The organism is Eikenella halliae, assembly GCF_001648475.1.
Classification (GTDB): domain Bacteria; phylum Pseudomonadota; class Gammaproteobacteria; order Burkholderiales; family Neisseriaceae; genus Eikenella; species Eikenella halliae.
In genome coordinates this window covers 46,977-64,841 of record NZ_LXSQ01000003.1, presented here as the reverse complement: position 1 = coordinate 64,841, position 17,865 = coordinate 46,977, and the positions used below count along the sequence as shown (strand labels likewise).

Sequence of the window (17,865 nt, the reverse complement as noted above, 5' to 3'; positions counted from 1 at the left end):
TATGGCTATTGTAAAAATGAAGCCGACTTCTGCAGGCCGTCGCGGCATGGTTCGCGTGGTTGCAGAAGGTCTGCATAAGGGTGCTCCTTATGCGCCGCTGGTGGAGAAGAAAAACTCTATCGCCGGTCGCAACCATAACGGTCATATCACTACTCGTCATAAAGGTGGTGGGCATAAACATCACTACCGCGTAGTAGATTTTAAACGCGATAAGGATAATATTCCTGCGAAAGTTGAGCGTATTGAGTACGACCCGAATCGTACCGCTTTCATTGCGCTGCTTTGCTACGCTGATGGTGAGCGCCGTTATATTATTGCTCCTCGCGGTATTCAGGCGGGTGCCGTGTTGGTTTCTGGCGCAGAAGCCGCAATCAAAGTTGGTAATGCTTTGCCGATTCGTAATATTCCGGTTGGTACCACCATCCACTGTATCGAGATGAAACCTGGCAAGGGTGCTCAGATTGCTCGTTCGGCAGGTGCCTCAGCAGTTTTGCTGGCTAAAGAAGGTGTTTACGCTCAAGTTCGTCTGCGTTCAGGTGAGGTGCGTAAGATCCATATCGATTGTCGTGCCACTGTTGGTGAAGTTGGCAATGAAGAGCAAAGTCTGAAGAAAATTGGTAAAGCTGGTGCTAATCGCTGGCGCGGTATTCGTCCGACTGTCCGTGGTGTGGTAATGAACCCTGTGGATCACCCGCATGGTGGTGGTGAGGGTCGTACCGGTGAGGCTCGTGAGCCTGTCAGCCCATGGGGTACTCCGGCTAAGGGTTACCGAACTCGTAATAATAAGCGTACGGACAATATGATTGTTCGTCGCCGCTATTCAAATAAAGGTTAATTAATATGGCTCGTTCATTGAAAAAAGGTCCATATGTCGATCTGCACCTGCTGAAAAAAGTTGATGCTGCTCGCGCCGGTAATGATAAGCGTCCTATTAAAACATGGTCTCGCCGCTCAACAATTCTCCCTGATTTTATTGGGTTGACTATTGCGGTACATAATGGCCGCACTCACGTGCCTGTGTTTATTAGCGATAATATGGTTGGCCATAAGTTAGGTGAGTTTGCGCTTACTCGTACTTTTAAAGGACACTTGGCTGATAAAAAGGCTCAGAAATAAGGTGAATCATGAGAGTATCTGCACAACATAAGAATGCCCGTATTTCTGCTCAAAAAGCCCGGTTGGTTGCTGATTTAATTCGAGGCAAAGAGGTAGAGCAAGCTCTTAATATTTTGGCATTTAGCACAAAAAAAGGTGCTGAGTTGATTAAAAAAGTATTAGAGTCTGCTATTGCTAATGCTGAGCATAACGAAGGCGCTGACATTGATGAGCTTAAAGTTGTAACGATTTTTGTAGACAAGGGGCCGAGCTTGAAACGATTCCGTGCCCGGGCCAAAGGTCGTGGCAACCGTATTGAAAAACAAACGTGTCATATTAATGTGACAGTAGGAAACTAAGGAAAAGCTATGGGACAAAAAATTCATCCAACTGGCTTTCGCCTAGCTGTAAATAAAGACTGGTCATCTAAGTGGTTTGCTAAGAGCACAGAATTTGCTGCTGTATTGAAGCAGGATATCGATGTGCGCGATTATTTGCGTAAGCGCTTGGCCAATGCTTCAGTGGGTCGCGTAGTGATTGAGCGCCCGGCTAAATCTGCTCGTATCACCATTCATACTGCACGTCCTGGTGTTGTGATTGGTAAAAAGGGCGAAGATATTGAGGTATTGAAGCAGGATTTGCAACAATTGCTTGGCGTTCCTGTTCATGTGAACATCGAAGAAATTCGTAAGCCTGAATTAGATGCGCAGGTTATTGCTGATGGTATCGCTCAGCAGTTGGAAAAACGTGTACAGTTCCGTCGCGCAATGAAGCGTGCTATGCAAAATGCTATGCGTGCTGGAGCTAAAGGTATCAAAATTATGACTTCAGGGCGTCTGAATGGCGCAGATATCGCTCGTAGCGAGTGGTATCGTGAAGGTCGTGTGCCGTTACATACTTTGCGAGCAGCTGTTGAATATGCTACTAGTGAGGCGCATACCACCTATGGTGTTATAGGACTGAAAGTATGGGTTTACAAGGGCGAGACTGGACAGCTGTTGGAAAATACCAGCACTGAGAATAAGCGTAGAAAAGGAGGTGGCCGTCATGCTACAGCCGGTTAGAATGAAATATCGCAAGCAGCATAAAGGTCGCAATACTGGTGTCGCTACTAATGGATACGATGTCAGCTTTGGTAATTTTGGTTTGAAGGCAATTGGCCGTGGTAGATTAACTGCTCGGCAGATTGAGGCAGCTCGACGTGCAATGACTCGTCATATTAAGCGTGGTGGGCGTATTTGGATTCGTGTGTTCCCAGATAAACCTATTACTGAAAAACCAATCCAAGTGCGTATGGGTGGCGGTAAAGGCTCTGTAGAGTATTATGTAGCTGAGATCAAGCCTGGCAAAGTGCTCTATGAAATGGATGGGGTATCAGAATCCTTGGCTAGAGAGGCGTTTGCTTTGGCAGCTGCAAAATTGCCTATACGTACAACATTTGTGTCCCGGCAGGTAGGTAAATGATGAAAATGATTGATTTAAAAGACAAATCATTGGAGCAGCTGGAAGCTGATCTGATTGGCTTGTTAAAGACGCAATTTAGTTTGCGTATGCAACATGCTACTGGCCAGCTAAGCAAGAATAGTGAGCTGAAGCGCGTTCGCCGTGATATTGCTCGCGTAAAAACCAAGTTAGCTGAGAAAGGGGTTGGCAATGAGTGATGCCAAAATTGTTCGAACTTTGCAAGGTAGGGTAATCAGCGATAAGATGGATAAAACAGTAACCGTCTTGATTGAGCGTAGAGTAAAACATCCCTTGTATGGTAAGATTATCCAGCGATCCACCAAAATTCATGCTCATGATGAGCGAAATGAGTGTAGAGTGGGTGATGTGGTGGTAATTGCTGAGGGTCGCCCTTTGTCCAAGACAAAGTCATGGGTTGTTCAAAGCCTGCTTGAGAGGTCTCAAGAAATTTAGTTGTAATTTTGGTATTTTTGTAGGCGAGGTCTTGCAGTGGAAAAGAAAAGGCTGTAAACTCCTCGCCTTTCTAGCTTCTAGTTTCCTAGGAGTTTCTCCCTGTCGGGGCCAAAACTGATCTATTTGATAGATGCTGGCCGTCTATTTGCGATTGATGATAGGTTAAGTTGGTTTTAAAAAAAGGTAATGACATGATTCAGATGCAGACTATTTTGGATGTGGCTGATAACTCTGGTGCTCGTCGCGTTATGTGTATTAAGGTGCTTGGTGGTTCTAAGCGCCGTTATGCAAGCGTTGGTGATGTTATTAAGGTATCGGTTAAAGATGCGGCTCCACGTGGCCGGGTAAAAAAGGGTGATGTATATAATGCTGTTGTTGTTCGTACAGCTAAAGGTATTCGCCGTCCAGATGGTGCGCTAATTAAATTTGATAACAACGCTGCTGTGTTGTTGAATGCTAAGCTTGAGCCTATGGGTACGCGTATTTTTGGGCCGGTAACGCGTGAGTTGCGTACTGAGCGATTTATGAAAATTGTTTCGTTGGCTCCTGAAGTGATCTGAGAGATAAGATTATGAGTAAAATTGTTAAGGGCGATCATGTTGTTGTTATCTCAGGTAGAGATAAGGGCAAGCAGGGACAAGTTATCAGTTTGTTAGGTGATAAGGTGGTTGTTGAGGGTGTAAATCTTGTTAAAAGGCATCAAAAGCCTAACCCTATGCGTAATGTTGAAGGGGGTGTAGTTGTTAAGAATATGCCCATTCACATTTCAAACGTCGCTATTTATAACAAAGAGACGCAGAAAGCGGATCGAGTTGGCATTAAGTTGATCGATGATAATGGCAAGGTTAGACGTGTGAGAGTGTTTAAGTCTAACGGTGCTGAGTTGGCTTAAGTTGAGCTAAGGAAATTTAGGTATGGCACGGTTGAGAGAGTTTTATATTGAGACGGTTGTTCCTGCGTTAATGTCGCAGTTCGGGTATAAGTCCATCATGGAGGTTCCTCGTATTGAGAAAATAACATTAAATATGGGGGTTGGTGAAGCAGTTGCCGATAAGAAGGTGATGGAACACGCTGTTAGTGATTTGGAGAAAATTGCTGGGCAGAAGCCTGTTGTTACTTTAGCTAGAAAATCAATTGCTGGGTTTAAGATTCGTGATGACTATCCAGTTGGTTGTAAAGTTACTCTCCGCAAGGAGAGGATGTTTGAGTTTTTGGATAGATTGATTTCTGTAGCTTTACCGCGTGTTAGGGACTTTCGAGGGGTTAATGGTAAATCTTTTGATGGTCAAGGTAATTATAATATGGGTATTCGTGAGCAGATTATTTTTCCTGAGATTGAGTACGATAAGATTGATACACTTCGTGGGTTAAATATTACTATTACGACTACTGCAAAAACGGATGAAGAGGCAAGAGCATTGCTTTCGCTTTTTAAATTTCCATTTAAGGGATAATCATGGCAAAAAAAGCTCTTATTAATCGAGAAGCCAAACGCGTTGCGCTTGCGAAAAAGTATGCTGCGAAGAGGGCTGCAATTTTTGCAGTAATTAATGATGCTGGAGTAGGTGATCAAGAGCGCTTTGAGGCTCGTTTAAAACTTCAAGCTATTCCTCGGAATGCGTCACCTGTTCGCCAAAGAAGACGCTGTGCTTTGACGGGTCGACCACGTGGAACCTTTCGTAAGTTTGGCTTGGGACGTACTAAGATTCGTGAAATTGCGATGCGTGGTGAGATTCCTGGTGTTATTAAGGCAAGCTGGTAAATTTAAGGATAATAGTAATGAGTATGCATGATCCTATTTCTGATATGCTGACTCGCATTCGTAATGCGCAGTGTGCAAATAAAGCTTCCGTTGCTATGCCTTCTTCTAAGGTGAAATGTGCAATTGCTAAAGTTCTGCAGGAGGAAGGGTATATTGATGGCTTTTCGGTGTCTTCTGGTGTGAAGCCTGTTTTGGAAATTCGGTTGAAATATTACCTAGGAAACCCGGTAATTGAGCAAATAAAGCGAGTTTCTCGTCCTGGCTTAAGAGTATATAAGGGTGCAGATTCAATCCCGCGAGTTATGAATGGATTGGGTATTGCTATCGTTAGTACATCCAAGGGCGTAATGACCGGGCATAAGGCTCTTGCTGCAGGTGTAGGTGGTGAGTTGTTGTGCATTGTAGCTTAACTTTAGGTGGACAATTAAGGAGCTTTGTTTAAAATGTCTCGTATAGCAAAAAATCCAGTACATATCCCTGCTGGTCTTGAAGTTGAGCTTGGGGCTGGTGAACTGGTAATAAAGAATAAAAATGACACGTTGAGTGTTGCTGTACCAAGTAGCATTTCAGTTCAGTTTGCTGATGGGCAGTTGGCATTTTCTGCTGTTGCTAATACTAAAGAAGCAGATGCAATGTCAGGAACTATTCGGGCGATTGCAGCTAACATGGTTAAAGGGCTGGCCGAAGGCTTTGAGAGAAGGTTGCAGTTGGTTGGTGTTGGGTATCGTGCGCAGGCTCAGGGCTCTGTCTTAAATCTCTCTTTGGGTTTCTCGCATCCTGTTGTTTATGATATGCCGGAAGGTGTTTCCGTTCAAACACCGTCTCCTACGGAAATAGTACTGAAGGGTGCTAATAAGCAAATTGTAGGGCAGGTGGCAGCTGAAATTCGTGGTTTTCGACCACCTGAGCCTTATAAAGGCAAGGGTGTACGCTATTTGGATGAAGTAGTGGTTTTGAAAGAAGCAAAGAAAAAATAGCTAAGGAATTGCATTCATGGATAAGTATATTAGAAGAGCTCGTCGTGCACATAAGGCACGTGCACGCATAAAGCAGCTTGGAGAGATTAGGCTGTGTGTATTTCGAAGCAATAATCATATTTACGCACAGATAATTGATGCGAGTGGAAGTACTGTTTTGTCTCAGGCTTCCACGCTAGAGGCAGAGGTAAGAAAAAGCTTAGGCTCATGCAGTAATGTTCAAGCAGCGTCTTTAGTAGGTAAAAGAATCGCGGAAAAAGCTAAAGCATTGGGTATTGAAAGAGTTGCTTTTGATAGATCTGGTTTTCAGTATCATGGGCGTGTCAAAGCATTGGCAGAGGCTGCTCGTGAAAATGGCTTGAATTTTTAGAAAAATAGTTACAGAGTTGAGGATCGGATAATGGCAAAGCAAGATGTTGAAGAACGCAATGACGGCTTGATTGAAAAAATGGTTGCCGTTAATCGTGTCACCAAGGTAGTTAAGGGTGGTCGAATTATGGCGTTTTCAGCGCTGACAGTGGTTGGCGATGGCGATGGCCGTATTGGGATGGGTAAAGGTAAATCTAAAGAAGTACCCGTTGCGGTTCAGAAAGCTATGGATCAGGCTAGACGTTCAATGATTAAAGTGTCATTGAATAATGGAACTATTCACCATGAGGTGGTTGGTAAACATGGTGCCACAAAGGTGTTTATGCAACCTGCAAAAGAAGGTAGTGGTGTAAAGGCTGGTGGCCCAATGCGATTAATTTTTGAAGCAATGGGTGTTCATAATATTTCTGCAAAAGTACATGGTTCTACTAATCCATATAATATCGTTCGAGCTACTTTAGATGGCCTGGCAAAATTATATACTCCAAGTGAGGTAGCAGCTAAGCGCGGTATATCTGTGGAAGAGTTAGGGGTTTAATGATGGGTACGCAAAAGACAATTACTGTAACGCTTACTAAGAGCCTGATTGGTACGGTTGAATCTCATCGACAGTGTGTTCGGGGTTTGGGTTTGCGTCATCGGCATCATTCAGTCGAAGTGCTGGATACTCCTGAAAATCGTGGAATGATTAATAAAGTAAGTTATCTCTTGAAGGTTGGGGGCTGATTATGTTTTTGAATACAATTCAACCATCTGTAGGCTCTTTCCATGTTAAGCGTCGTGTTGGGCGTGGTATTGGTAGTGGTCTTGGTAAGACATGTGGTCGTGGACATAAGGGGCAAAAAAGCCGTGCTGGTGGATTCCATAAGGTTGGTTTTGAAGGTGGGCAGATGCCTCTTCAGCGCCGCCTTCCCAAGAGAGGTTTTAAGCCAATCTCTTCTTTGAAGACTGCTGTTATTACCCTTTCTGACTTGAATAAAGTAAGTGGTAAAGAGGTTGATATCCTGACATTAAAGCAAAATGGTTTATTAAACTCTGGGGTGAACTCAGTTAAGGTGGTTGCCACTGGGTCTATTGCTAAAGCGCTTACTGTCCATAGCGACATTAAGGTTACAAAAGGTGCTCAGGCAGCTATTGCGGCTGTTGGTGGAGTTGTAGAATTGTCTTGATATTTCTTGAAAATATCAAGCGGTAGCTGTAATTAGGAATTTAGCAAGAATGAATGATTTAAGAAGACGCCTATTGTTTTTGCTTGGGGCTCTTATCGTCTTTAGGGTAGGGGCTCATATTCCTGTGCCTGGAGTCAATGCCGCAGCACTCGCTAACAGTTTTAAGGAAGGTAACGCTGGTATTTTGGGAATGCTTAATCTCTTTTCGGGAGGTTCTTTAGAGAGGTTTAGTATTTTTGCCATAGGAATTATGCCATATATTTCAGCATCTATTATTATCCAGCTAGTTGCTGAGGTGCTTCCATCATTAAAGGCCTTAAAAAAGGAAGGTGAAGCGGGACGTCGAACTTTGACCAAATATACTCGTTGGGGAACTTTGCTTGTTGCAGTCGTACAGGCATTTGCAGCAGCAGCAGTTGTTTACCAACGACCAGATCTTGTAGTGATTGGACGGACGGAGTTCTATATTTCTGCAATTATATGTCTGGTGACTGGTACTATGTTCTTGATGTGGCTTGGGGAGCAGATGACTGAACGTGGTATTGGTAATGGTGTTTCATTGCTAATTACAGCAGGAATTGTGGCTGCTCTCCCTAGCGCGGTTAGTAACTTGTTAAATCTGGCAATTACCGGTGATAGTCGTCGCTATGGGGCAATTCTTTTTGTATTGTTTGGTGGATTGTGCTTGATTTATCTCGTTGTTTATATTGAGAGTGCTCAGCGTAAGATTCCCATTCATTATGCACGTCGACAAATCGGAAACCGAATTGTGCAAGGGCAGAAAACCCATTTACCATTTAAAATAAACATGGCGGGTGTGATTCCTCCAATTTTTGCATCTAGCGTGATTTTGTTTCCGTCTCAAATAATTGGATGGTTGGATAAAAGAGTGGATGGTAATGTGCTTGTTGACTTTATCTCTGCTAATCTTTCCCCAGGAAAATCTTTATATTTGGTTGTGTTTGCGGCAGCTATAATTTTCTTCTGCTATTTTTATACTGCGCTAGTATTTAGCCCAAGAGAAATGGCTGAGAATTTAAAGAAGAGTGGGGCTTTTGTTCCAGGCATCCGACCAGGTGAGCAAACTTCAAATTATTTGGAAAAAGTAGTTATGCGCCTTACCTTCTTTGGTGCGTTGTATATAACTATTATTTGCTTGATTCCAGAGTTTGTTACAGGAGTGCTAGGTATCCCATTTCATTTGGGTGGGACATCTCTTCTTATCTTAGTTGTTGTTACTATGGACTTTGGTACTCAAGTTGCTTCCTACCGTATGAACCAACAGTATGAGCATTTAATGAGGAAAAATTCAGTTAAAAAGTAACTGTGCTCTGTAAGCAAAAGAGATTATGGCTAAAGAAGATACTATACAAATGCAGGGTGAGGTGTTGGAAACTTTGCCTAATGCAACTTTTAAGATTAAACTGGAAAATGGCTATGAAGTATTAGGGCATATTTCTGGAAAGATGCGGATGCACTATATCCGGATTTCACCTGGTGATAAGGTTACTGTAGAAATGACACCTTATGACTTATCCCGTGCTCGTATCGTTTTTCGAGCTCGTTAAATTATGAAAAAGGAAAATAAATGCGTGTTCAACCATCGGTAAAGAAAATTTGTCGCAATTGTAAAGTTATTCGTCGCAATCGTGTTGTGAGGGTGATCTGTACAGATCCACGTCATAAACAGCGACAAGGCTAATTGGTTTTAAAATAAAATATGCTATATTTCTATAGCTTTTCGTCTTAAAGGAAACGAAGAATGGCTCGTGTTGCAGGAGTGAATATTCCTAATAATGCCCATGTTGTAATTGGTTTGCAGGCGATTTACGGTATTGGTGCAAGTCGTGCAAAATTGATTTGTAGTAATGCAGCTATTGCCCCTGATACTAAGGTAAAGGATTTAACAGAAGGACAGTTGGATGCTTTACGTGAGCAGGTTGCGCAATATGAAGTGGAAGGTGATTTGCGCCGTGAAATTACTATGAGTATCAAGCGGTTAATCGATATGGGTTGCTATCGTGGTTTTCGTCACCGTCGTGGCTTGCCATGTCGCGGGCAGCGTACTAGGACTAATGCACGCACCAGAAAAGGTCCTCGTAAAGCAATTGCAGGCAAAAAAGGTTAGGAGATTAAGTTAAATGGCTAAAGCAACTACAGCTGCGCGTACGCGTAAAAAAGTACGGAAAGTAGTAAATGATGGTATTGTGCATATTCATGCTTCTTTTAATAATACTATCATTACGATCACTGATCGACAGGGTAATGTTCTGTCGTGGGCTACGTCTGGTGGTGCGGGATTTAAAGGATCTCGTAAAAGTACTCCCTTTGCCGCTCAGGTAGCTGCAGAAGCTGCCGGTAAGGCTGCGCAGGAGTATGGTGTGAAGAATTTGGAAGTTCGCATTAAAGGGCCAGGGCCCGGCCGAGAGTCTTCTGTTCGCTCTCTAAATGCTATTGGCTTTAAGATTGTAAGTATTACTGATGTTACTCCATTGCCTCATAATGGATGTCGTCCACCTAAAAAACGTCGTATTTAATCTGGAGTAATCAACTTATGGCACGTTATATTGGCCCTAAATGCAAATTAGCTCGTCGAGAGGGTAGCGATCTTTTTTTGAAAAGTGCGCGCCGTTCTATTGAATCAAAATGTAAACTCGAAAATGCTCCTGGTCAGCACGGTGCGAGAAGAGGTCGTTTGTCTGATTATGGTATTCAACTGCGCGAAAAACAAAAAATCCGCAGATTATATGGTGTGTTAGAGAGACAATTCCGCCGTTATTTTGCAGAAGCTTCGCGCCGTAAAGGTGCTACTGGTGAGCTATTGTTACAACTGCTTGAATCACGGTTGGATAACGTAGTATATCGTATGGGTTTTGGTTCTACTCGTGCCGAAGCTCGTCAGTTGGTGTCTCATAAGGCAATTTTGGTAAATGGTGAGGTAGTTAATATCCCATCTTTCCAAGTAAAGGCCGGAGATACTGTTTCTGTTAGAGAAAAAGCTAAGAAGCAGGTCCGCATTCAGGAATCATTGCAGTTAGCTACTCAAATTGGCTTGCCAAGTTGGGTTTCTGTAGATGTCGAGAAACAAGAAGGTGTATTTAGGAATATGCCTGATCGTGTTGACTTGTATAGTGATATTAACGAACAGTTAGTGGTTGAGTTCTACTCAAAATAATTTCATTGGCTCAAAAAAGGGGCAGTTAAATGCAAAACAGCACCTATGAATTTCTGAAGCCGCGACAGATTGATGTGGATGCTTTGTCTGCAACGCGTGCAAAAGTTTTTATGGAGCCATTTGAGCGGGGTTTTGGTTATACATTAGGTAACGCATTGCGTCGTATATTGCTGTCATCAATGAATGGCTTCGCACCTACAGAGGTGGTAATTAATGGCGCATTGCATGAATATTCTACTTTAGATGGTGTTCAGGAAGATGTTGTAGACATCTTGCTGAACATTAAAGGTGTGGTATTCAAGCTCCAGGGTCGTGATTCGGTTCAGGTTAGCCTAAATAAGTCAGGTAGCGGTGTGGTAACGGCTGCTGATTTGGAATTACCACATGACGTGGAAGTCATTAATCCAGAACATGTTATTTGCCGCTTGTCTGATAATGGCAAAATTGAACTAACAATTACTGTGGAAAAAGGCCGTGGCTATCAAACTGTTAGCAGCAGGAATGATGACCACAAACAAATTGGCGCTATTCACTTGGATGCCAATTTTTCTCCGGTTCATCGCGTTAGCTTTGAGGTTCAGGCTGCGCGCGTGGAGCAGCGAACGGACTTAGATTGCTTGGTTTTAGATATTGAGACCAATGGTGCAATTGATCCGGAAGAAGCAGTTCGTCGGGCAGCTCGGATACTGATTGATCAGATGTCAGTATTTGCTGACTTGGAAGGCACGCCGGTTGAGGAGTCGAAAGAAGAAGCTCCGCCTATCGACCCGATTCTGCTACGGCCAGTAGATGATTTGGAATTGACTGTTCGCTCAGCGAATTGCTTGAAAGCTGAAGACATCTACTATATTGGTGATTTGATTCAGCGGACCGAAACTGAATTGCTGAAGACTCCGAATCTGGGCAGAAAATCTTTGAACGAGATTAAAGAAGTACTGGCTTCAAAAGGCTTGACCTTGGGCTCAAAACTGGATGTGTGGCCACCTGTTGGTTTGGATAAGCCTTAATATTTAATTGAAAAGGATAATAAGATTATGCGTCATGGTAATGCCAACCGCAAATTAAACCGTACAAGCAGCCATCGTGCAGCAATGTTACGTAATATGGCTAACTCGCTTTTAACTCATGAAACTATCGTGACTACTTTGCCTAAGGCTAAAGAGTTGAGACGAGTAGTAGAGCCTTTGATTACTTTGGGTAAGAAGCCTTCTTTGGCTAATCGCCGTACTGCTTTTAATCGCACTCGCGACAGAGATGTTGTGGTGAAACTGTTCGATGAGTTGGGTACCCGTTTCGCCAATCGCAATGGTGGTTATGTACGTATTTTGAAATATGGTTTCCGTAAGGGTGATAATGCGCCGTTGGCACTGGTTCAATTGACCGACTTGGCCGCAGAAGACTCAAATACTGAAGCAGCATAACGGCATAATTAAATTAAAAGCTGGATTCTATGTGCTATTACATAGGATTCAGCTTTTAATTTATAGGAAGTTGATCCCTGGGGTTGACTTATAGGTAATCAATCGAAATTTTGCTACGGTGCTGTTAGTGCTTTGTTACCACCTTGTATTGAGATCCAAGTTAGCTGGGTGTGACTAGAGTAATTATTTTCATTTTTAGGAAGTCATTATATTGCTTACACTTTGTCTATGGCTGGCGATTTTTTTTTGCTTAAAGACTTTTTAAACCGGTTTTCAGGCGAAAGCATGAAAGTGCAAACAAGCTGTTGATTTCCATATGCTGGTTAGGCTAATCACATAGCAAAGCCAATATTCTTCTTTATATGTTATTTTGTATCGCCGTATTGCAGAGGGTCGTACTAGTGTTAACAGGATGCCAGTTCTCATGGCGCTTATCTAATGCCACCTAATCTAATCAAGTTATTATCGTCATGCATCATTCCACCACTTTTGCCGAATTCCGGCGCGGTATTATCGAAGCCGTCCCCATCCTGATAGGCGTGATGCCGTTCGGGCTGATTTTGGGCACCCGGGCGGCGCAGCAGGGGATGGGCTGGCTGGAGGTGGTGCTGATGATGGGGCTGAACTTTGCGGGCGGTTCGGAATTTGCCGCAGTCAGCCTGTGGCGGAGCCCGCTGCCCGTTTTGCTGATTATCGGCACTACTTTTCTCATCAACAGCCGGCATATTCTGATGGGCGTGGCATTTATCCCGTTTATCCGGCATTTGCCGTTGAAGAAGCTGTTGCCGGTATTGTTCTTTATGACCGATGAAAGTTGGGCGATGAGCCTGGCCGATGCCGGGAAGCGGCAGCAGGCCGGGATGCCTGCGTTCAGCCTGCCGTACTATTTCGGCACGGCCGCCGCGCTGTACCTGCTGTGGATAAGTTGCGGCTTTATCGGCGCAAGGTTCGGCTATCTGCTGGGAAACGTGGAAAACTTGGGTTTCGGCATGGCCTTCCCGGCCGTGTTCCTGGTGCTGATGCGGGGGATGTGGCGCACTTGGCGCGCCGCCCTGCCGTGGCTGGCCAGCCTGATCAGCGCCGCCGCTGTCTACCTTTTATCGCCGCACAACGGCTGGTATGTGCTGGCCGGTACGTTTGTCGGCTTGGCGTGGGCGTTTTTCGACCAAGGGGCGCAGCATGATTAGCCGCGCCTCCCTGCTGGCCATTTTGGGTATGCTGGCCGTAACCTATTTCACCCGGCTGATCGGTTTTTTCGCTTTCCGCAACCGCGTGTTGTCGGCAAGGGCCAAACGCGTGATGACTGCTGCGCCCGGTTGCGTGCTGATTTCGGTCATCGCGCCCCATTTCGTGTCCGACAAGCCGCACGAACTGGCGGCGCTGGCCATCACGCTTGCAGCAGCCAGCCGCCTGCCGATGCTGCCCACCGTGCTGATTGCCGTAGCCAGCAGCGGTTTGCTGGGCTGGCTGATGGCAGGATGAGGCTACCTGAAAATTTCTGCTAAGCCCTCCGTCTGATTGCCACCCTATTTTCAGGTAGCCTTTCCCGCTTGGTTCGGCCTGCCGCCGCTACACCTCCCATCCGAGCATCGGTATAATTGCAGTTCTCGCAAAACTGGCCGGCCTGGCCGTTTTTCGTAAAACAACACGGCAAGGCAGCGCCGCAGTCAAGCCCGCACCCCGCCCGATAAGGAAACATCATGCCCTACCAAGCCCAACCCCCCATCGTCATCACCCCCGCCGACCTGCCCCTGCATTGCAGCGGCCCCACGCACGAAGCCTGGAACGGCCATCCGCGCGTATTTCTGCCGATTACCTCCAACGGTAGCGTCGAATGCCCGTATTGCAGCCGGATTTACCGACTCGACGGCGAAGCGGACGGACATCATTGATTCACCGCCTTGGTTTGCACGCATACGGCACGCGCAGCCATCCCGCCGGCTGACGTACAAAAACAATGAATAGGGCGGGCGTCCGCCGCTTCAAAACATACGGGTGGCAGATCGAAGCTCGTCCTGCCATGCGCCGGTTTTCCCGCGTATCGGCTATAGGGCTACCTGAAACTCCAAACCCCGTTGCGCCCTGCTGCAAAAGCCGGGTATATAGTGAAGGCGGCGGGCCGCAAGGCGTGCAGGCAGTACGTCAAGGCTAGTCAACGCCACAGCATTGCGATTTATTCACTATACATACGGAAAGCGGCAGCCCGCCCCTTCTTCCCCTCTATGTCCAAAAACATCCTCATCATCTCCCCTTCGTGGATCGGCGACTGCGTGATGACGCAGCCGCTCTACCGCCGCCTGCACGAACTGCACCCCGGCTGCCGGATCGACGTATTCGCGCCCAAGTGGTCGATGGCCGTGTTCGAGCGCATGCCCGAAATCAACCGGATTTTGGAAAACCCCTTCGCCCACGGCGCATTGCAACTGCGCGAGCGCTGGCGGCTGGGCAAAGAGCTGGCGCGGCGCGGCTACGACCAAGTAATCGTGTTGCCCGGCTCGTTTAAATCCGCGCTGATTGCCCGCGCCGGCGGCATCGCGCAGCGCACCGGCTATGTGGGCGAGAGCCGCTACCCGCTGCTCAACGACATCCGCAAGCTGGATAAGGCCGCGCTGCCGCTGATGGTTGATCGTTACACAGCCTTGGCCTACCCGAAGGGCGTGCCGTTCGAGCCGCGCCCCGGCGATTTTCCCCGCCTCGCCGTTTCCGCCGCCGCCAGCGCCGCCGCCATGCAGGCGCACGGTTTGGACAACGCCCGGCCGATTGCCGCCTTCTGCCCCGGTGCAGAATACGGCCCGGCCAAACGCTGGCCGCCGCGCCATTTTGCCGCGCTGGCCAAACACTATGCCGCCGAAGGCCGTCAGATTTGGCTGTTCGGCTCGGCCAAAGACCACGAAACCGCCGAAGAAGTGCAGCGGCTTTCAGGTAGCCTCTGCACCAATTTGTGCGGGCGCACCAGCTTATCCGAAGCCATCGATTTGCTCGCCCTGGCGCAAATCGTGGTGTGCAACGACAGCGGCCTGATGCACCTGGCTGCCGCGCTAGACCGCCCGCTGGCCGCCGTGTACGGCTCGTCCAGCCCCGAACACACCCCGCCCCTGAGCCCGCACGCGCAGATGGTGAGCCTGCACCTCGAGTGCAGCCCCTGCTTCAAGCGCGAATGCCCGCTCGGCCACACCGACTGCCTCAACAAGCTCGAGCCGGAATTGGTGCACCAAGCCGGCTGCCGTGCCGTCTGCTCCGGCTTCCCCGAACAAACGCCGGAAACCCCCGCAAAATGAGCGTGCCCACCACCTTAGTCTGGTTCCGCCACGACCTGCGCACCGACGATCAGCCCGCCCTGCAAGCGGCTGCCTGCAGCGGCCGCCCGCTGCTCGGCCTGTATGTGTGGCCGAACGAAGGCACGCTCACAGCGCGGCGGCGCTATTTTATTTGGCAGAGCCTGCGCGATTTGCAGGCACGGCTGGCCAAATGTGGTATTCCGTTGCATGTGCGCGAAGGCAATCCCGTGCAGGCGGTGGCAGAAATGGCAGCGTATTGCCATGCGGCTGAGGTGGTGTGTGCCGCCAACGGGGCGGGGCAGGGTGCATTACGCGCCGTGCTGGAAAAGCAGGGCTGCCGGCTGAGCAGCGTGGCCGACGGTCTGTTGCAGCCGCCCTTCCAATTTATCCGTGCGCCGTATTTCAATGAACCGGCCTTTGCCGCGTTTCAGGTAGCCTGGCAGGCTGCGTGTGTTGAACAATATGCCGCTTGGCAAGCACCGGCTTGGCCGCCGACGGATTTGGCTGCGCAGCAACAAAGGCTACCTGAAAATCTGAAAACGGCTGCGCTGCCTGTTGTCCCTCGAGCCGTGCTCACCATTCCCGGCGGCGAAACCGCCGCTCGGCAGCAGCTGGCCGAATTTTTGCCGAGCCTGCCGTATTACGCCGTGCTACGAGACCTGCCCGCCCAACACGGCAGCTCGCAACTCTCGCCACATCTGGTGCTCGGCACGCTCTCTATCCGCCAAGTTTGGGCAGCGGCAGGCAGCGCGCCCGATGCTGCTGCCTGGCACGAAGCTTTGGCTCGGCGCGAATTTTGGCGGCATTATTTCCGCCAATATCCCGATGTGTTGCAGCACGGCCTGCCCGAACACCGCGCCGCAGCCGGACAGACCAACGAAATGCTGATGGCCGCTTGGCAGCAAGGCATAACCGGCTACCCGCTGGCCGATGCCGCCATGCGCCTCTTGCGCGACACCGGCTGGCTGCCACACAGCCTGCGCTGTTTCTGCGCTGCCTTTTTCTGCCGCGTGCTGGGCGGCCGCTGGCAGGATGGTGCCGGCTGGTTTGCACGCCAGTTGCTGGATTTTGAGCCCGCCGCCAATAGCGGCAACTGGCAGCTGGCCGCCGGCCTGGGCGGCAAACAGGCCGAACGGCAGCCCTTCAACCCCGTGGTGTGGTCGCAAAAACTCGATCCCGACGGCCAATTCATCCGCCGCCATCTGCCGCAGTTGGCACACCTCGACAGCCGCCGTATTCACGCCCCGTGGCTGGCCGCGGCGGAAGTGAACACCAACGGCTACCCCTCGCCGGTAGTGGATTATCGGGCGCGCTAGGGCAGGGCGATATTAAAGGCTACCTGAAAAACGGGTAACGTCGTTACCGCTTTCAGGTAGCCTCTGGCTTTGGCGTTATAGTGAATTAACAAAAATCAGGACAAGGCGAGACAACGCTGTACTGGTTTAAATTTAATTCACTATATAATGCCGCCTTTTCACAACCAACGATTGCTTGCCATGTACCGATTGATGAGTGATGCCGCCAACCTGGTGCGGCTGCGATTGCGCCCTGCCGAAGAATATACCTATCCGCTGTTGGATTGCTTGGGCGCATTGGTGATGGTAGCCGCGGTGAACACTGCGGTGCGCTCGTCTGTTTTAAACGGGCAATATGGCATGATAGCGTTTGTATTGAGCCTAAATTTGGTGAAATGGCCGGTGTTTGCCGGCGTGATGACCCGGCTGATGGGTGCGCTCGGCGGCCGTCGGCAATCTTTGTGGGGCTACACGCTGCTTACTGAAGTGCTCTCTTTGCCTGCTTTGTTGCTTCTGTACGTACCCAGTTTGGCACTGTTGCTGCAAGTTTGGGTGGCCTGGGCGTTTGCCGTGGGCGTGATGGGCTATGCCCGCCTCTGCGGCGTGCGGCTGTGGCAGGTGTTGCTGGGCTATATTGCCAGTTCCTGCGCCCTGATGGTAACGGCTATGGTGATGATGCTGTTGTTTGCCGCGGCCGGCATCATCAACCTAACGCAGCTGGAGCAGGATATGCAGCAGCGCTGGCAGCAACAGATGACTGCACCGCAGCAGCAAAAATAAATCGGCGCTGGAGCATAGAGAAAGGCTACCTGAAAATTTCAGGTAGCCTTTTGCTTGGGGCGGATGCTGCTTAGCGGTCTTCTATCCGGCGGATGGCGGCATCCACTCTAGCACGGCGTTCGGCTTCCTCGGCGCGTGTTTGGCGCAACAACTCTACGGCGGAGATGCCGCGTTTGGGCGCCTCGGCGGCAGCGTATTCGGCCATTTTGCTGTCGGCAAAGGCTTCCACTTGGCGGCGCAAGCGGTTGCGTTCGTCGCGCGTGTCGGCACAGAGCTTGTTTGGATCGGCATTTAGACGGTAGTTCTTCTGCGGGGATTGGAGTAATTGACGGCGACAAAGTTCCGCTTTGGGATGGTTAAAGAGTAGTGTTAAGGATAAATCGTTGAAATATATAGATACTTCTGGATTTTCCCGGTAGCAGTATGCGGCAGTGGCTAAGGTATCTGTATCTTTGACAAGCTGCTCGCATTCGTTGGCTAGCGAGGCATGGCCGGCATTTGGTTGGGGATGAACGCAGGCAGACACGGCGAGGGCGGCCAGCAGCAGCGGGAGGGTGAAGGTTTTGTTTGTCATGCTCATTCCTTTGGTGAGCTTGCTTGAGAATGAAGTAGTGGGCAGCGTATCAG

General features: G+C 48.5%; 32 protein-coding genes. 31 read left to right on the top strand and 1 reads right to left on the bottom strand.

What is annotated here, in order from left to right; translation table 11 throughout:
* The first annotated feature begins 1 nt into the window (after position 1).
* The 31 genes from rplB to A7Q00_RS00845 all read left to right on the top strand — a co-directional run bounded on the left by rplB (position 2) and on the right by A7Q00_RS00845 (position 17,238).
* The gene (gene rplB, locus A7Q00_RS00980; protein ID WP_003823800.1) at positions 2 to 835 is read left to right on the top strand and encodes a 50S ribosomal protein L2; all 834 of its coding nucleotides are present in this window, start codon (positions 2 to 4) and stop codon (positions 833 to 835) included.
* 5 nt (positions 836 to 840) lie between these two features.
* The gene (gene rpsS / locus A7Q00_RS00975) at positions 841 to 1,116 is read left to right on the top strand and encodes a 30S ribosomal protein S19 (RefSeq protein ID WP_003823801.1); all 276 of its coding nucleotides are present in this window, start codon (positions 841 to 843) and stop codon (positions 1,114 to 1,116) included.
* An 8-nt stretch (positions 1,117 to 1,124) separates the two neighbouring features.
* Positions 1,125 to 1,454 (top strand): 50S ribosomal protein L22, encoded by a 330-nt coding sequence (gene rplV, locus A7Q00_RS00970; RefSeq protein WP_064083613.1) that lies wholly within the window; start codon positions 1,125 to 1,127, stop codon positions 1,452 to 1,454.
* A gap of 9 nt (positions 1,455 to 1,463) precedes the next feature.
* The gene (rpsC, locus tag A7Q00_RS00965; RefSeq protein ID WP_064088788.1) at positions 1,464 to 2,159 is read left to right on the top strand and encodes a 30S ribosomal protein S3; all 696 of its coding nucleotides are present in this window, start codon (positions 1,464 to 1,466) and stop codon (positions 2,157 to 2,159) included.
* Positions 2,143 to 2,559, top strand: a complete 417-nt coding sequence (rplP, locus tag A7Q00_RS00960) for a 50S ribosomal protein L16 (RefSeq protein WP_003823806.1) — start codon at positions 2,143 to 2,145, stop codon at positions 2,557 to 2,559. Before rpsC ends, rplP begins: the two co-directional genes overlap by 17 nt.
* Positions 2,559 to 2,756 (top strand): 50S ribosomal protein L29, encoded by a 198-nt coding sequence (gene rpmC, locus A7Q00_RS00955; protein ID WP_064088804.1) that lies wholly within the window; start codon positions 2,559 to 2,561, stop codon positions 2,754 to 2,756. The genes rplP and rpmC overlap by 1 nt, the downstream gene beginning before the upstream one ends.
* Positions 2,749 to 3,012 (top strand): 30S ribosomal protein S17, encoded by a 264-nt coding sequence (gene rpsQ, locus A7Q00_RS00950; RefSeq protein ID WP_064088787.1) that lies wholly within the window; start codon positions 2,749 to 2,751, stop codon positions 3,010 to 3,012. Before rpmC ends, rpsQ begins: the two co-directional genes overlap by 8 nt.
* 191 nt (positions 3,013 to 3,203) lie before the next feature.
* Positions 3,204 to 3,572 (top strand): 50S ribosomal protein L14, encoded by a 369-nt coding sequence (gene rplN / locus A7Q00_RS00945; protein ID WP_064088786.1) that lies wholly within the window; start codon positions 3,204 to 3,206, stop codon positions 3,570 to 3,572.
* Positions 3,573 to 3,583: 11 nt separating this feature from the next.
* Positions 3,584 to 3,904, top strand: a complete 321-nt coding sequence (gene rplX, locus A7Q00_RS00940) for a 50S ribosomal protein L24 (protein WP_064088785.1) — start codon at positions 3,584 to 3,586, stop codon at positions 3,902 to 3,904.
* Between the two features lie 22 nt (positions 3,905 to 3,926).
* Positions 3,927 to 4,466 (top strand): 50S ribosomal protein L5, encoded by a 540-nt coding sequence (gene rplE, locus A7Q00_RS00935; protein ID WP_064088784.1) that lies wholly within the window; start codon positions 3,927 to 3,929, stop codon positions 4,464 to 4,466.
* Positions 4,467 to 4,468: 2 nt separating this feature from the next.
* Entirely contained in the window at positions 4,469 to 4,774 is a 306-nt protein-coding gene (gene rpsN, locus A7Q00_RS12600) for a 30S ribosomal protein S14 (protein ID WP_082887683.1), read from the top strand.
* A 17-nt stretch (positions 4,775 to 4,791) separates the two neighbouring features.
* Positions 4,792 to 5,184, top strand: coding sequence for a 30S ribosomal protein S8 (rpsH, locus tag A7Q00_RS00930; protein ID WP_064088783.1), 393 nt, complete (start codon positions 4,792 to 4,794; stop codon positions 5,182 to 5,184).
* Positions 5,185 to 5,217: 33 nt separating this feature from the next.
* Positions 5,218 to 5,751, top strand: a complete 534-nt coding sequence (rplF, locus tag A7Q00_RS00925; RefSeq protein ID WP_064088782.1) for a 50S ribosomal protein L6 — start codon at positions 5,218 to 5,220, stop codon at positions 5,749 to 5,751.
* Positions 5,752 to 5,767: 16 nt separating this feature from the next.
* A complete protein-coding gene (rplR, locus tag A7Q00_RS00920) occupies positions 5,768 to 6,121 on the top strand; it encodes a 50S ribosomal protein L18 (protein WP_064088781.1) in 354 nt (117 codons plus the stop codon).
* Between the two features lie 30 nt (positions 6,122 to 6,151).
* Positions 6,152 to 6,658 carry a 30S ribosomal protein S5 gene (rpsE, locus tag A7Q00_RS00915; RefSeq protein ID WP_064088780.1) on the top strand — a complete coding sequence of 169 codons (507 nt, stop codon included), beginning with the start codon at positions 6,152 to 6,154 and terminating at the stop codon, positions 6,656 to 6,658.
* 2 nt (positions 6,659 to 6,660) lie between these two features.
* Complete coding sequence (gene rpmD / locus A7Q00_RS12595) at positions 6,661 to 6,846, top strand: 50S ribosomal protein L30 (protein ID WP_082887686.1); 186 nt, start codon at positions 6,661 to 6,663, stop codon at positions 6,844 to 6,846.
* Positions 6,847 to 6,848: 2 nt separating this feature from the next.
* The gene (gene rplO, locus A7Q00_RS00910; protein WP_064088779.1) at positions 6,849 to 7,289 is read left to right on the top strand and encodes a 50S ribosomal protein L15; all 441 of its coding nucleotides are present in this window, start codon (positions 6,849 to 6,851) and stop codon (positions 7,287 to 7,289) included.
* A 49-nt stretch (positions 7,290 to 7,338) separates the two neighbouring features.
* The gene (secY, locus tag A7Q00_RS00905; protein ID WP_064088778.1) at positions 7,339 to 8,613 is read left to right on the top strand and encodes a preprotein translocase subunit SecY; all 1,275 of its coding nucleotides are present in this window, start codon (positions 7,339 to 7,341) and stop codon (positions 8,611 to 8,613) included.
* A gap of 25 nt (positions 8,614 to 8,638) precedes the next feature.
* Positions 8,639 to 8,857 carry a translation initiation factor IF-1 gene (infA, locus tag A7Q00_RS00900; protein ID WP_064088777.1) on the top strand — a complete coding sequence of 73 codons (219 nt, stop codon included), beginning with the start codon at positions 8,639 to 8,641 and terminating at the stop codon, positions 8,855 to 8,857.
* A gap of 20 nt (positions 8,858 to 8,877) precedes the next feature.
* Entirely contained in the window at positions 8,878 to 8,991 is a 114-nt protein-coding gene (rpmJ, locus tag A7Q00_RS12590) for a 50S ribosomal protein L36 (RefSeq protein WP_049259016.1), read from the top strand.
* A gap of 60 nt (positions 8,992 to 9,051) precedes the next feature.
* Positions 9,052 to 9,417 (top strand): 30S ribosomal protein S13, encoded by a 366-nt coding sequence (gene rpsM, locus A7Q00_RS00895; RefSeq protein WP_064088776.1) that lies wholly within the window; start codon positions 9,052 to 9,054, stop codon positions 9,415 to 9,417.
* A 13-nt stretch (positions 9,418 to 9,430) separates the two neighbouring features.
* On the top strand, positions 9,431 to 9,826 hold the full coding sequence (rpsK, locus tag A7Q00_RS00890; protein WP_003823823.1) for a 30S ribosomal protein S11: 396 nt from the start codon (positions 9,431 to 9,433) through the stop codon (positions 9,824 to 9,826).
* 17 nt (positions 9,827 to 9,843) lie between these two features.
* Positions 9,844 to 10,464 carry a 30S ribosomal protein S4 gene (gene rpsD / locus A7Q00_RS00885; RefSeq protein ID WP_064088775.1) on the top strand — a complete coding sequence of 207 codons (621 nt, stop codon included), beginning with the start codon at positions 9,844 to 9,846 and terminating at the stop codon, positions 10,462 to 10,464.
* Positions 10,465 to 10,493: 29 nt separating this feature from the next.
* On the top strand, positions 10,494 to 11,471 hold the full coding sequence (locus A7Q00_RS00880) for a DNA-directed RNA polymerase subunit alpha (RefSeq protein WP_064088774.1): 978 nt from the start codon (positions 10,494 to 10,496) through the stop codon (positions 11,469 to 11,471).
* Between the two features lie 27 nt (positions 11,472 to 11,498).
* Entirely contained in the window at positions 11,499 to 11,885 is a 387-nt protein-coding gene (gene rplQ / locus A7Q00_RS00875; RefSeq protein WP_023887670.1) for a 50S ribosomal protein L17, read from the top strand.
* A 470-nt stretch (positions 11,886 to 12,355) separates the two neighbouring features.
* The gene (locus A7Q00_RS00870; protein ID WP_064088773.1) at positions 12,356 to 13,072 is read left to right on the top strand and encodes an AzlC family ABC transporter permease; all 717 of its coding nucleotides are present in this window, start codon (positions 12,356 to 12,358) and stop codon (positions 13,070 to 13,072) included.
* A complete protein-coding gene (locus A7Q00_RS00865) occupies positions 13,065 to 13,367 on the top strand; it encodes an AzlD family protein (RefSeq protein ID WP_064088772.1) in 303 nt (100 codons plus the stop codon). Before A7Q00_RS00870 ends, A7Q00_RS00865 begins: the two co-directional genes overlap by 8 nt.
* Before the next feature lie 218 nt (positions 13,368 to 13,585).
* Complete coding sequence (locus A7Q00_RS00860; protein ID WP_064088771.1) at positions 13,586 to 13,777, top strand: zinc-finger domain-containing protein; 192 nt, start codon at positions 13,586 to 13,588, stop codon at positions 13,775 to 13,777.
* A gap of 330 nt (positions 13,778 to 14,107) precedes the next feature.
* The gene (gene waaF, locus A7Q00_RS00855; protein ID WP_064088770.1) at positions 14,108 to 15,163 is read left to right on the top strand and encodes a lipopolysaccharide heptosyltransferase II; all 1,056 of its coding nucleotides are present in this window, start codon (positions 14,108 to 14,110) and stop codon (positions 15,161 to 15,163) included.
* Complete coding sequence (locus A7Q00_RS00850; protein WP_064088769.1) at positions 15,160 to 16,479, top strand: FAD-binding domain-containing protein; 1,320 nt, start codon at positions 15,160 to 15,162, stop codon at positions 16,477 to 16,479. Before waaF ends, A7Q00_RS00850 begins: the two co-directional genes overlap by 4 nt.
* Before the next feature lie 180 nt (positions 16,480 to 16,659).
* Positions 16,660 to 17,238: a hypothetical protein gene (locus tag A7Q00_RS00845; protein WP_156503671.1), complete on the top strand. Its 579-nt coding sequence runs from the start codon at positions 16,660 to 16,662 to the stop codon at positions 17,236 to 17,238.
* A 70-nt stretch (positions 17,239 to 17,308) separates the two neighbouring features.
* On the opposite strand, the gene A7Q00_RS00840 is transcribed toward A7Q00_RS00845, so the two are convergent.
* A complete protein-coding gene (locus tag A7Q00_RS00840; protein ID WP_064088767.1) occupies positions 17,309 to 17,812 on the bottom strand; it encodes a hypothetical protein in 504 nt (167 codons plus the stop codon).
* Positions 17,813 to 17,865: the final 53 nt, after the last annotated feature.